13 protein-coding genes are annotated in these 12762 nt (G+C 73.2%); 2 read left to right on the forward strand and 11 right to left on the reverse strand.

The annotated features are described in order from the left end of the window. Window positions 1-90: 90 nt before the first annotated feature. Entirely contained in the window at window positions 91-351 is a 261-nt protein-coding gene (locus VGL20_19300) for a stage V sporulation protein S (GenBank protein HEY2705834.1), read from the reverse strand. 119 nt (window positions 352-470) lie between these two features. After that, window positions 471-2000 (reverse strand): ribonuclease Y, encoded by a 1530-nt coding sequence (gene rny, locus VGL20_19305; protein HEY2705835.1) that lies wholly within the window; start codon window positions 1998-2000, stop codon window positions 471-473. A gap of 244 nt (window positions 2001-2244) precedes the next feature. Between rny and VGL20_19310 the strand changes: the two genes are divergently transcribed. Continuing rightward, window positions 2245-3585 carry an MFS transporter gene (locus VGL20_19310; protein ID HEY2705836.1) on the forward strand — a complete coding sequence of 447 codons (1341 nt, stop codon included), beginning with the start codon at window positions 2245-2247 and terminating at the stop codon, window positions 3583-3585. 4 nt (window positions 3586-3589) lie between these two features. Here VGL20_19310 and recA read toward each other — a convergent pair whose 3' ends face one another. From recA to VGL20_19335, 5 genes are all read right to left on the reverse strand, one after another. Continuing rightward, window positions 3590-4663 carry a recombinase RecA gene (recA, locus tag VGL20_19315; GenBank protein HEY2705837.1) on the reverse strand — a complete coding sequence of 358 codons (1074 nt, stop codon included), beginning with the start codon at window positions 4661-4663 and terminating at the stop codon, window positions 3590-3592. A gap of 154 nt (window positions 4664-4817) precedes the next feature. Further along, a complete protein-coding gene (locus VGL20_19320; protein ID HEY2705838.1) occupies window positions 4818-5474 on the reverse strand; it encodes a CinA family protein in 657 nt (218 codons plus the stop codon). A 42-nt stretch (window positions 5475-5516) separates the two neighbouring features. Continuing rightward, on the reverse strand, window positions 5517-6059 hold the full coding sequence (gene pgsA / locus VGL20_19325; GenBank protein ID HEY2705839.1) for a CDP-diacylglycerol--glycerol-3-phosphate 3-phosphatidyltransferase: 543 nt from the start codon (window positions 6057-6059) through the stop codon (window positions 5517-5519). Then, the gene (gene rimO / locus VGL20_19330; protein ID HEY2705840.1) at window positions 6056-7423 is read right to left on the reverse strand and encodes a 30S ribosomal protein S12 methylthiotransferase RimO; all 1368 of its coding nucleotides are present in this window, start codon (window positions 7421-7423) and stop codon (window positions 6056-6058) included. Before rimO ends, pgsA begins: the two co-directional genes overlap by 4 nt. A gap of 2 nt (window positions 7424-7425) precedes the next feature. Then, a complete protein-coding gene (locus tag VGL20_19335) occupies window positions 7426-7917 on the reverse strand; it encodes a YajQ family cyclic di-GMP-binding protein (protein HEY2705841.1) in 492 nt (163 codons plus the stop codon). A 27-nt stretch (window positions 7918-7944) separates the two neighbouring features. Here VGL20_19335 and VGL20_19340 point away from each other — a divergent pair, with 27 nt between their 5' ends. Continuing rightward, entirely contained in the window at window positions 7945-8364 is a 420-nt protein-coding gene (locus tag VGL20_19340) for a RidA family protein (protein HEY2705842.1), read from the forward strand. Here the strand turns inward: VGL20_19340 and VGL20_19345 are convergent. The 4 genes from VGL20_19345 to VGL20_19360 all read right to left on the reverse strand — a co-directional run bounded on the left by VGL20_19345 (window position 8330) and on the right by VGL20_19360 (window position 12513). After that, on the reverse strand, window positions 8330-8953 hold the full coding sequence (locus VGL20_19345) for a UdgX family uracil-DNA binding protein (GenBank protein ID HEY2705843.1): 624 nt from the start codon (window positions 8951-8953) through the stop codon (window positions 8330-8332). The two genes, VGL20_19340 and VGL20_19345, sit on opposite strands and share 35 nt — an antisense overlap. 148 nt (window positions 8954-9101) lie before the next feature. Next, complete coding sequence (locus tag VGL20_19350) at window positions 9102-9434, reverse strand: hypothetical protein (protein HEY2705844.1); 333 nt, start codon at window positions 9432-9434, stop codon at window positions 9102-9104. A gap of 91 nt (window positions 9435-9525) precedes the next feature. Then, on the reverse strand, window positions 9526-10170 hold the full coding sequence (locus VGL20_19355; protein ID HEY2705845.1) for a hypothetical protein: 645 nt from the start codon (window positions 10168-10170) through the stop codon (window positions 9526-9528). Window positions 10171-10269: 99 nt separating this feature from the next. After that, window positions 10270-12513, reverse strand: a complete 2244-nt coding sequence (locus tag VGL20_19360; protein HEY2705846.1) for a DNA translocase FtsK — start codon at window positions 12511-12513, stop codon at window positions 10270-10272. Window positions 12514-12762: the final 249 nt, after the last annotated feature.

Here is a 12762-nt window from a genome sequence, read left to right on the forward strand (position 1 = left end):
GACCGGGAAGTCTAGGGGCTCACTCGGTGGTCGACGCCATCCAGGGCAGCATAGCGAACATCCGTACGGAAGACCAGCGCCGGACCAGGCTCAGCGCGACTCCACCAACAGCCGGATCCCGGTCCTCTCCTCTCCGTCGATGCTGATGTCGATGAAGGACGGGATGCAGATGAGGTCGATCCCGCCGGGGGCGACGTAGCCTCGGGAGATGGCGATCGCCTTGATCGCCTGGTTGATGGCGCCGGCCCCGATGGCCTGGACCTCCACCTTCTGAGAGCTGCGGATCACACCCGCGATCGCTCCCGCCACGGCAACGGGCTTCGAGGTGGCCGAGACCTTGAGGATTTCCACGGCGGGTTCCTACGACGTTGCGAGAACGGCTTGCGGACGTGCCGGGCCGAGAACGGCCGGGCCGGAGAGGAGTGGTGCGAGCGGATTCTCTGAAGCGGGAGCAGGAAAGTCAATTGCGGTCACTTGGCGTACTCGACGGAGCGGGTCTCGCGGAGCACCGTCACCTTGATCTGACCGGGGTAGGTGAGCTCGGTCTCGATGCGCTTGGCGATGTCGCGGGCCATGACCACGGCGGTGTCGTCGTCGACGCGCTCGGGCCGGACCATGACCCGGATCTCCCGGCCGGCCTGGATGGCGAAGGTGCGCTCGACCCCCGGCATCTCGTTGGCGATCGCCTCCAGCCGCTCCAGGCGCTTGATGTAGGAGGCGAGGGTCTCGCGACGCGCCCCCGGCCGTCCCGCGGAGATCGCGTCGGCGGTGAGCAGCACGAAGGCTCCGATGGTCCTCGGCTCCTCGTCGTAGTGGTGGGCGCGGACCGCGTGGACCACGTTGGCGGGCCGTCCCAGCCGGGAGAGGATCTCGGCGCCGATGACGGCGTGCGACCCCTCGATCTCGTGGTCGACCGCCCGGCCGATGTCGTGGAAGAGGGCGACCTCCCGGGCCTCGTCCTCGTCGGCCCCGATCTCGGCGGCGATCATCCCCGCGAGGGCGGCCACCTCGGTGCTGTGGACGAGCACGTTCTGGCCGTACGAGGTGCGGAAGCGCAGGGTGCCCAGCAACTTGACCAGCTCGGGATGCACGCCCTGGATGCCCGCCGCGAAGCAGGCCTTCTCCCCCTCCTCCTTGATCAGCAGCTGGATGTCCGAGCGGCTCTTGGTGACCATCTCCTCGATCCGGGCGGGGTGGATGCGACCGTCGGTGAGGAGCTTCTCGAGGGTCATCCGGGCGACCTCGCGGCGCACCGGGTCGAAGCCGCTGAGCACCACCGCCTCGGGGGTGTCGTCGATGATCAGGTCGACCCCGGTGGCCGCCTCGAGGGCGCGGATGTTCCGGCCCTCGCGGCCGATGATGCGGCCCTTCATCTCGTCGCTGGGAAGCTGGACCACCGTCACCGAGGTCTCGCCCGACTGGTCGGCGGCGTGCCGCTGCATCGCCGCGATGAGGATCTCGCGGCTGCGCTGGTCGGCCTCCTCGCGGACCCGGTCGGAGGCGGCGCGGATGCGGGCGGCGATCTCCGGGGTCAGCTCCGCCTCGACCCGGGTGATGATCTCGTCGCGCGCCTCGCCCTGGGTGAGGGCGGCCACCCGTTCCAGCTCGGTGGTGATCCCGGCGCGCTCGGCGTCGATGCCGCCGCGCACCTCCTCGAGCTCCAGCTCGCGGCGGCCGAGCCGCTCCTCCCGGGAGTCCATCTCCTGGGCCCGGCGCTCCATCGCCTCCTCGCGCTGGGCGCCGCGCTGCTCGAGGCGGGCCAGCTCGGCGCGGCGCTCCCGGTTCTCCGTCTCCACCTCGGAGCGGAGCTTCAGCGCCTCCTCCTTGGCGGCGAGCATCATCTGCTTGCGCTGCTGGTCGAGCTCGGCGAGGGTCTCGCGGTGGCGCTCCTCGTCGGCGGCGCGGGTGGCCCGCTCCTTCTCCAGCTGCTGTCGGGTGTAGAGGATGGCGCCGGCCAGGGCGACCGCGGCCACGGCCAGCAGGATCAGGGCTACCAGCATCGGGAGGGGGGACCTCGTTGATGGAGCGGGTCGTGAGGTGCTCGCCACCTCGCGAGGACGACTGCGTTCCCAGGGGTGTTGGGGCGGTGTGCGGGGCGGGGACGCAGAGGTCCGGTGCTCCGTCGGCTGGGTGTGCCGACGCCTCCCTCCGGGTAAGCCCCGACATTGTACGAACGCGTAAAGGGGGTAGGCGTGGCGGGGTGTGTTGGGCGGGCGGTGAGCGGCGGGGTTGTACCCTTGCCGGGTGCCCAGCACCCTGCGACAGGACGGCGCCGCGGGGTCGCCGCCGGCGCGGCCCGGGGCGTCTCCGCCGCCGCGCCCCGGTGCGGAGCCCGGTCGCGTGGCGGCGCTGACCGCCCGCAGCGGCATCGAGCTGGGCGCCCTGCTCGCCGGCTGCGCCCTGCTCCGGGTGGGCGCCGCCGGGGCCGGCCAGGCGGTGCAGCTCGACCTCGTCGACCTCGGCGGGGGCCGTGCCAGCCACATCACCGTGGGCCTGGTGGGCGCCGCTCAGGCGGTGCCGGAGATGCTGCTGGCCTTCGGCCTCGCCCGCCTCGCGGACCGGTTCGGCCGCCGCCGCTTCCTCATCGGCGGCCCGCTCCTGGGGATGCTCGCCGTGCTCCTGCTCGCCGGCGCCGTGCACCCCGCGCAGATCGGCATCGCCCGGCTCTTCGAGGGGGTGGGCGCCGCCGCCTTCGTGCCCACCGCGCTCGGCACCATCGCCGCCGCGACCTCCTCCGACCGGGCGGTCAGGGCGCGGGCGAGCGGCGCCTTCGAGGGCGCCACGCTGGTGGGCTACGCCGGCGGCTTCCTGGTGGGCCCGCTCTTCTATCACCTGCTCGGCAGGGGATGCTTCCTCGTCCTCGCCGCCTTCTACCTCGCCGCCGCGCTGGTCTCGCTGCGCTTCGTCCCCTGGATCCCGCCGCTGCAGACCAGCCCGGTGGGGGTGATCATGCGGGCGATCACCGGGCCGGGTCCGATCCGGGTCTTCATCCCCGCCTGGCTGGCGGTGAACACCCTGGTGGGCGGCTGGTACTTCAACCTCGCCTCGCTGCTCCGGCAGTCGCGCGACCCCTCCCAGACGCTGGTCCACGGCTTCGACAACCGGGTGATCTCCGCGATCCTGCTCGGCTGGGTGGTGCTGCTCATCCTCGGCATCCTCATCTGGACACCGGTGCTGCGCCGGATCGGCGGCCCGGCCACGATGCGCCGAGCCATCCCCGGGGTCTACCTGATCGGCATCGGCACCCTGCTGATGAATCACCTGCCGCTGGCCTGGGCCCCGGCGCTGCTCCCGATCGCCGCCGTCGGGGTGATGACCATCGGAGGGTTCGGACCCGCCGCGGTGGCCTACCTCGCCGACTGCTCGGAGAGCCTGGCCGCCGACCGTGCGGCGCTGATGGCCTTCTACACCATCACCCTCGCAGGTGGCGGCGCACTCGGATCACTGCTCGGCGGCCTCCTGGCGAAGTGGCTGCTCCTCGACGGCCTGGTGCTGCTCGGCGTGCTCTGCGCCACCGTCGCCCTGGTCTCGCTGAGCGCGGTGGTGCGCTACGAGCGGGGGCGCGAGGTGGTGCCGGAGCCCTGAAGCTCTACCCCCCGGTGGCCGGCGCTGCCGCGGACCCGTTTGCGGACGGCGTCGCCGGCGTCGCCGGGACGTCGGCGGCGGGGGCCGGGGCGGGGAGCAGGCTGGCCCGGACCCGCTGGGCGATCTCGCCGAGCAGGTCGGGGTTCTGGCGCAGGAAGTCGCGGACGTTCTCGCGCCCCTGGCCGAGGCGCATGTCGCCGTAGCTGAACCAGGCGCCGCTCTTCTCGACGATGCGGCTCTCCAGGGCGACGTCGAGGACGCTGCCCGCGTAGGAGATGCCCTCGTCGTAGAGGATGTCGAACTCGGCCGCGCGGAAGGGCGGGGCCACCTTGTTCTTCACCACCTTGACCTTGACCCGGCTGCCGACCACGTCGAGGCCCTGCTTGATGGAGTCGATCTTGCGGATGTCCATGCGCACCGAGGCGTAGAACTTCAGCGCCCGGCCGCCGGTGGTGACCTCGGGGTTCCCGAACATCACCCCGACCTTCTCGCGCAGCTGGTTGATGAAGATCACGCTGGCGTTGGAGCGGCTGATGGCAGCGGTGAGCTTGCGCATCGCCTGGGACATCAGCCGGGCCTGGAGGCCGACGTGAGTGTCGCCCATCTCGCCGTCGATCTCCGCCTTGGGGACCAGCGCGGCGACGGAGTCGATGACGATCACGTCGACCGCACCGCTGCGCACCAGCACCTCGACGATCTCCAGGGCCTGCTCCCCGGTGTCGGGCTGGGAGATGAGCAGCTCCTCGGTGCGCACCCCGATGCGCGCGGCGTACTGGGGGTCGAGGGCGTGCTCGGCGTCGATGAAGGCGGCCACGCCCCCCCGCTTCTGGGCCTCGGCGATGATGTGGAGGGTGAGCGTGGTCTTGCCCGACGACTCCGGCCCGTAGATCTCGACCACCCGGCCGCGGGGCACGCCGCCGACGCCGAGGGCGATGTCGAGGGTCAGCGCCCCGGTGGGGATGGCGTCGACGTTGCGCTGCGCGTCGGCTGCCCCCAGCCGCATGATCGCGCCCTTTCCGTAGGAGCGCTCGATCTGGCCCAGCGCTGTGCTCAGCGCGCGTTCTCGCTCGGTGGACACCGGCTCGGTCTCCTTGGGGGCGGCGCCACGCCGCCCGCTGCCTGCGGTGCTCCGGAGTGTCCCACTTTCCAGTGTGTTTGTCAATGCTTCAACTCCGGGGGTGGTCGGACCGAACATATGTATGGTAGCCGGACCCGCAGGGGGGCTGCAGGGATCACCCCCCGGCGACCCGACCCCGTCCCCGGGCCGCCCGCCGGGCGGCCTCGGTGCAGAGACCCAGCGCCGCCCGCACCGCCACGCCACGGTTGGCCTCCCGCCCGTGGTCGCCCTCCAGGCGCACCGCCCGGCGCCGGCCGTCGGGGCCGGCGACCGCCACCCAGATGAGCCCCGGCGGCTTCTCCGAGCCGGCGGCGCCGGGGCCGGCGACGCCGGTGATCCCGAGGCCGATGTCGGCGTGGAGCCGGCGGCGCGCCCCGGCCGCCATCGCCAGCGCCACCGCCTCGCTCACCGCCCCGTGGGCCTCGATGAGCTCGGCGGGCACCAGGAGGAGGTCGATCTTCACCTCGTCGGCGTACGCGACCACCCCGCCGAGCATGTAGCGCGACGAGCCCGGCAGGGCGGTGATCACCGCCCCGAGCAGGCCGCCGGTGCACGACTCGGCGGTGGCCACGGTGAGGCCGGCGGCGAGCAGCGCCGCCGCGGACGCCGCCGACTCCGGGTAGAGCTCGGCCAGCAGCGGCTCCGCCGAGGGATCGCGGCGGGCGCGGCGCCGGACCAGCCCCCGGGCGGCCGCGCCGACGCCGACCCCGATCGCCCCGGCCCCGGCGCCGATCAGCACCGAGATCGCCGCCCCCCGACCCTCGTCCGCCATCGCCCCGATGATACGGCCCGCCCGGCGGCTCCCACCCGGACCTCAGACGACGAAGCGCCGGTACCGCCAGAGGTAGTCGAGCCCGCTGAGGACGGTGGCGGTGACCGCCAGGGCGACCGAGGCGATCGCGACCCCGTGGAGCACCGGGAACGGACGCTGCAGGATCAGCAGCTCGAGCATGAGGTTCTGGGTCAGGGTCTTCGACTTCCCCCACGGGGTCGAGCCGATCACCACGCCCTGGGAGGCGGCGAGCAGCCGCAGGCCGGTGATCAGGAACTCGCGGGAGACCACCACCAGCGCCACCCACGCCGGGATCACCGACGCGCTGACCATGATCACCAGCACGGTGATCACCAGCAGCTTGTCGGCGAGCGGGTCGAGGAACTTGCCCAGCTCGGTCACCAGCCGCCGGCGGCGGGCGATCTCGCCGTCGAGGGTGTCGGTGGCGGCCGCGGTGGCGTAGACGGCGGCGCCGACCTGGTCGTGGTACGGGAACGACGCCGAGATCGAGTAGCCGACCACGGGGATCAGCGCCAGGCGCAGCAGGGTCAGCTGGGTGGGCAGGTTGAGCCGCGAGCGGATCAACCCTCGACCGTCGCGGGGACGCCGGCCACCTGGTAGGTGCCCGCGGCGGTGATCCGCACGGTCAGGAAGCGGTCGAGGAGGGCGGCGGGGTCGTCGAGGCCGCGCACCACCACCCGGCCGTCGACCTCGGGCGCCTCGCGCTCGGACCGTCCCAGCAGCACCGGGGGACGGCCGCCCCGCCCCGGGGCCACCGCCTCGCCGAGGACGAGCAGGTCGCGGCCGACCACCCGCCGGTTGCGCGCCCGCGAGGCCGGAGCCTGGGCGGCGTACACGGCGCGGCGCCGCTCCTCCCGGAGCTCGGGCGCCACCTGGCCGGTCATCCGGGCGGCGACGGTGCCGTCCTCCTCCGAGTAGGCGAAGGCGGTGACCCAGTCGAGCTCGGCCTCGCCGAGGAAGTCGAGGAGGAACTGGAACTCAGCCTCGGTCTCCCCGGGGAAGCCGACCACGAAGGTGCTGCGCAGCGCCAGGTCGGGCATCGCGGCCCGGAGCCGGGCGAGGACGTGCATCGCCCGGTCGGCGCTGTACGGCCGCTTCATCCGCCGGAGCACGTCGGGGTGGACGTGCTGGAGCGGCATGTCGAGGTAGCGGGCCACGCAGGGGGTGGTCGCGATCGTCTCGATCAGCTCCTCGGAGACCCCCTCGAGGGTGGCGTACATCATCCGGATCCAGGTCGGCGCCGGCTCCAGGGCCGCCAGCCGGCGCAGCAGCTCGGAGAGCGAGCTGCGCTCGGGGAGGTCCTTCCCGTAGCCGGTGAGGTCCTGGGCGACCAGCACCAGCTCCTCGACCCCGCGGTCGAGGGCGGCGGCGGCCTCGGCGGCGATCACCTCCACCGGCTTGCTGCGCAGGTTGCCGGTGAACGACGGGATCGTGCAGAAGGCGCAGCGGAAGTTGCAGCCGTCGCTGAGCTTGAGGTACGTGGTCGCCGGCGCGGTGGGACGGAAGGGCAGCTGCGAGTAGTCCACCGGGCGCAGCTCCTCCACCCGCACCACCGGGCGTCCGATCCGGGGGCCGGCGAGCTCGTCGGGGAGCGCAGGCCAGTCGCGGGTGCCGATCACCAGGTCGAGCTCGGGCATCGATTCCGCAAGGTCGGCGCCGTGACGCTGGGCGAGGCAGCCGCTCGCCACCAGCCGCATCCCGGGGTTGCGCCGCTTCACCTCGCCGAGCTCGAGCAGGGTGTCGACCGACTCCTGGGCGGCGGCCTCGATGAATCCGCAGGTGTGCACGATGGCGACGTCGGCCTGCTCGGGGGAGGCCGCGGGCTCGTACCCCCGACCCTCCATCAGGCCCTCGAGGTAGCCGCCGTCCACCTGGTTCTTCGGGCAGCCGAGGACCCGCAGGTGGTAGGTCGGCGGCGTGCCGGCCATCGTCAGCGGTAGTTGGTGAACTGCAGGGGGACGTCGAGCTCGAGCTCGCGGAGGTCCTTGATCACACCCTGCAGCGTGTCCTTCTCCTTCGACGAGACCCGCAGCTTGTCGCCCTCGATGCGCACCTGCACCTTGGGATGCGCGGCGCGGATCCTCTTGTTGAGATCCCGGCCGAGATCGTCCGAGATGCCCTTTTTGAGCTTGACCACCTGGCGGAGGTTCCCCCTGGCGGCGTCCTCGGGCTTCTGGGGGTCGAGGATCTTGAGATCGATCCCACGGCGGTGCAGCTTGCTCTGGAGCACGTCGAGCATCGCCTTCAGATGCATGTCCGAGTCGCTCAGGAAGACCAGCTCGTCCTTCTCCTGGGTGATCTCGGCGGTCACGTTCTTGAAGTCGTAGCGGGTCGTGATCTCCCGCCGCGCCTGGTCGAGCGCGTTCACCAGCTCCTGCTGGTCGTAGTCGCTGACGACGTCGAAGCTGTGGTCTGTTGCCATGGCGTAGCAGAGGATACTGAGCCAGCCATGTCCACCGGTCCCCCACGCCCCGGAGCTCGCTCCGGATCGCCCTTCGAGGAGGCCTTCGGCTTCCGCCGCGCGGTGGCCGTCGACGGCCGGGTGGTGGTGTCCGGGACGGCGCCGATCGAGCCGGACGGCGGCTGCGCCGAGGGCGCCGGGGCCCAGGCGCGGCGGTGCCTGGCGATCATCGCCGAAGCGCTGCGGGAGCTCGGGGCGGCACCCGCCGACGTGGTCCGCACCCGGATGTACATCGTCGACCCCGAGGACGCCGAGGCGGTCGGCCGCGCCCATCTCGACGCCTTCGGCGAGGCCCGGCCGGCGGCGACGATGGTGGTGGTTGCCGGCCTCCTCGACCCCCGATGGCGGGTGGAGATCGAGGCCGAGGCCGAGGTCAGCCGGCCCGGAGCCGCCGCGCCACCAGGCTGAGGTCGTCGACCAGGCGGGCCATCTCGAGGTGGCGCTGGCCGGGGTCGTCGACCCGCAGGACCGACGAGGGGTGCACGGTGACGTACGCCTCCCGGCCCCCCTCCAGGTCGAGGCACTCGCCGCGCTGGCGGGTCAGCCGCACCCCCGGCCCGAGCAGCGCCCGCACCGCGGTGGCTCCCATGGCGACGACGATGCGGGGGTTCACCGCCTCCAGCTCGGCGTCGAGCCACCGATGGCAGGCGTTGATCTCGCTGACCAGCGGGGTCTGGTGGATCCGCCGTGACCCTCGCCGCACCCACCTGAAGTGCTTCACCGCGTTGGTCACGTAGGCGGCGCCCCGGTCGATGCCCGCCTCGGCGAGCGCCCGGTCGAGGATCTGCCCGGCGGGACCGACGAAGGGACGGCCCTCCCGGTCCTCGCGATCGCCGGGCTGCTCGCCGACCAGCATGAGCGGGGCGGGCACCGGCCCCTCCCCGAACACCGTCCGGGTGGCGTGCTGGTGGAGCGAGCAGGCCGTGCACCGCGCCGCCCCGGCGCGCAGCGCCTCGAACGCGGCGACCGGCGCCGCCACGACCTCGCCCCGTGCCAAGCCTCACCCCCGTGCTTCATTTTCACAATACGATATATCCACTGCATCATAACTAGAGGTAACGCAGCGGTGGGGGTTCGAAGGGGAGTGTGGCCTCCCCCCCGGAGAAACCGGCCCGCCGCGAAACCCGTCACTGATATCCGAAGTGTCAGGTTATCCCCGACTTGTCCCCACTGTCCCCAGCCAGCTCGCGGAGCCGGTCGGACCAGAAACGGTGGCGGCCGTCGAGCCGGCTCTCCTCGGCGACGAGGATGACCAGGTCGTTGTCGAGCTCGGCGCGGGCGGCGTCGGCGCCCTTCCCGAGCCTGCTGGCCAGCTCGCTGATCAGCGCGCGCTTGAACTCGAGGAGCTCCGCGTACACCGCCGTCCAGTGGGCGGCGTCCCGGGGGTCGGTGGACCGGAGGTCCCGGTCCTCGCCCGGGAGCCGGCGCTCCGGGTCCACCGCCCGCATGGCGGCGCGTCGGAGGTCGTCGTCGTCCATGCGGGCGCCATCCTAGGCGCTGCCGTGCCGCTCCTGCCGCCCGGGACGGGGAGGGCCGGCCCCGGGCCGGCCCTCCCGCCCGCTCACGGGGTCAGAGACCCGCGCACTGCCCGGTCTCGGCGCCGGACACGGTGTTCGGGGGGCCGAACGTGAAGGGTGGGCTCGCATTGCCGCTGCACGCCAGCGAGCCACGGATGGTGTTCCCCCCGATGAGGAGCGGGTTCCCGGTGTTGCTGGCCACCGCCACCCCACCGGAGATCTGGTTGCCGTCCAGAACGACGGAGGAGTGGTTGCCCGCGAGGGTCACCCCACCCAGCAGGGTGTTCGGGCGGCAGGGAGTGTCCTCCTGCTGCAGGAGCTGAGCGAGATCGGGTCCGCCGAGGAGGAGGAAGCCGGTCGCGCCCCGCATCGTCACCGCGCCCTTGACCGTGCTCCCGCACATCGTCACCGAGGTGGCGCCGTCGCCGCTGACACCGCCCTTCACCGTCGCCCCGTCCATGAACAGGGTGCCCCCGGGCCGGACGATCACCGCGCCCGGCACGGTGACGTTGATCAGGCAGACGGTCTGCCCGGGACCCACGATCACCGGCGACCCGCTCGGGTTGGTGGTGCAGCCGGTGGGCGGGGTGCAGGCGGTGAGCCCGAGCCCTCCCAGCACCGGGCCGATCACCGCCGCCGCCATCTGCGCGGCGCGCCGGCGCGACCGGCCACGCGGGCGCGTCTCGCTGCTTGCCATGTCCCTGTCCCCCTCCCGTGGGTGGCCCGAACGATGCGGACCGACTCCCTGTTGCCCTCCTTCAGTCGTCCGGCGGCCGCGGAACCCTGCGGTCCCCGGTCATTCCTCGCCCTGCTCGGCGAGGAACTCGTCGACCTGGATGACGTCCATCAGCACCTCGCGCGACTTGCTGCCCTCGTAGGGGCCCACCACCCGGGCCTCGGCGAGCTGGTCGACGAGACGGGCGGCGCGGGTGTAGCCGACGTTGAGCTTGCGCTGGAGCAGGGAGGCGGCGGCGCGGCCCTCGGCGGCGACGGTGTGGGCCGCCTTGGCGAAGAGCGGGTCGCGCTTGGTGGCGTCCCTCGCCCAGGACACCGTGGCCTCGACCTGGAAGATCTCCTCCTGGTAGTCGGGGCGCCCCTGCGCCTTCCAGCTGTCGATCAGGCGGTCGAGCTCGCGGTCGCTGACGTAGGCGCCCTGGAGGCGGCGCGCCTTGCCCTGGTCGATGGGCAGGTAGAGCATGTCGCCGCGGCCGAGCAGCTTCTCGGCGCCCATCTCGTCGAGAATGACCCGGGAGTCGACGCCGCTGGAGACCGCGAAGGCGATGCGGCTGGGGATGTTGGCCTTGATCAGGCCGGTGATGATGTCCGCCGAGGGGCGCTGGGTGGCGACGATCAGGTGGATGCCGACGGCGCGGGCGAGCTGGGCGATGCGGCAGATCAGGTCCTCGATCTCGCCGGCGGCGACCATCATCAGGTCGGCGAGCTCGTCGATGACCACCACGATGTTGGGCAGGGGGTTCAGCCCCAGCTGGGGCACGCGCTCGTTGAACGCGGCGATGTTGCGGGCCCCGTGGGAGGCGAAGAGCTTGTAGCGCTCCTCCATCTCCCGCACCGCCCAGCGCAGCGAGGCGACGGCGGCGTCGGGCTCGACCACCACCGGGACCAGCAGGTGGGGGATGTCCGCGAACCCGCTGAGCTCGACCCGCTTGGGGTCGATCAGGATCAGCTTCAGCTGCGCCGGGGTGGCCTGGAGGAGGAACCCGGCGAGCACCGCGTTGATGCAGACCGACTTGCCGCTGCCGGTGGCGCCGGCGATCAGCAGGTGGGGCATCCGGGCCAGGTCGCCGACCACCGGGTGGCCGCTGACGTCGGCGCCCAGCGCCACCCCCAGCCGGCTCCGGACGTCACCGAAGGCGCCGGAGTTGACGACGTCCTTGAGGGTGACCAGCTGGGCCGCCTTGTTCGGCACCTCGATGCCGATCGCCGCCTTGCCGGGGATCGGGGCCTGGATGCGGATCGGCGCCGCCAGCGCCAGGGACAGATCGGTCTGGTGGCTGACGATCTTCCGCACCGGCACGCCGACGGCGGGCTGGAGCTCGTACTGGGTGACCGTCGGTCCGCTGTTGACGCCCCGCACCCGGGCCTCGATCCCGAAGGCGAGCAGGGTGGACTCGATGGTTCCGCGGGTGGTGCGGATCTCCGCCTCCAGCCGCTCGCGCTTGCCGGTCACGGTGTCGAGCAGCTCCATCGACGGCACCGTCCAGATCCGCTCCGGCTCGGGCTCGTCGGTGGCCAGCTCGACCGCGTGCAGCGGCACCTCGGCGGTGCCGAGGACGGCGGGCTCGGGCTCGGGCACCGGCTCCATCGGCAGCCCCTCGAACTCGCGGGCGAAGGGGATGATTGGCGACGGGGCCTCGTCGGGAGCCGGCTCCTCGGCGGGCGGGGACCCGAGGTCGGCCCCGTCGGGGATGAACAGGGGGAGCGAGACCGCCTCGGCGGAGGCCCCCCGGCGGCGGCGGCCGGTGGCGGCGGGCTCGGGCGGCCCCGGAAGCGGGGGCGGCGCGGCAGGCGCCTGCACCGGAGCCTCCGCGTCCGCCAGCCGCACCTCGGCCCACCAGGCGCGGAGCGCCGCCGCCACCCGGCCGACCCGGAGCTCCACGGCGAGCACCAGGCCCAGGGAGGCGAAGACCAGCCAGGCGGTGCCCGCGGCGGCGCCGCCGAGGCGGTTGCCGAGCCCGGGGCCGAGGCGCTGCCCCACCCGCCCCGCGGTCCCGGGATCGACCAGCCCGAGGAAGCCGAGCAGCGCCACCGCGGTGAGGAGGCTGCCGGCGGCGCCCTGGATGCCGCCGCTCCAGCCCCGCACGCCGATCATGCGGACGCCCGCGACCAGGGGCGCCGCCGCCACCAGCCACGCGCCGACGCCGAGCCAGGTGAAGAGAGCATCGTGGATCGGCGCCGCCACCGAGCCGCCGCCGGGGAGGGCGAGGACCGCGGCGAGCACCACCCCGGCGCCGATGCCGCCGACGCCGCAGAGCTCGCGCCGCTGGTCGGGGGTGAGCAGCGGCGTCCGCGGGGTCGACACCGTGCGCGGGGTGCGCGGCCGGCGGGCGCGCGGCGCCGCCGTACGGGATCGCGATCGGGCGGGGCGGCGGACCCGGGAGCGGGCCGATGCCGGACCGGCACCCTTGGTGCGGGCCATCGGGATGGCAGCCTCTCTGAGTGGGACGTGGAGCTGAGCGGCGACGGGCTGCGAGTTCCGTCGAACGGATGCGCCGCCGATGGTAGCAGTCCTCGTGCTACTGTGGACCACGGCCCCCACTGATGGGGCCTG

The organism is Candidatus Dormiibacterota bacterium (genome assembly GCA_036495095.1).
Taxonomy (GTDB): Bacteria; Chloroflexota; Dormibacteria; order Aeolococcales; family Aeolococcaceae; genus CF-96.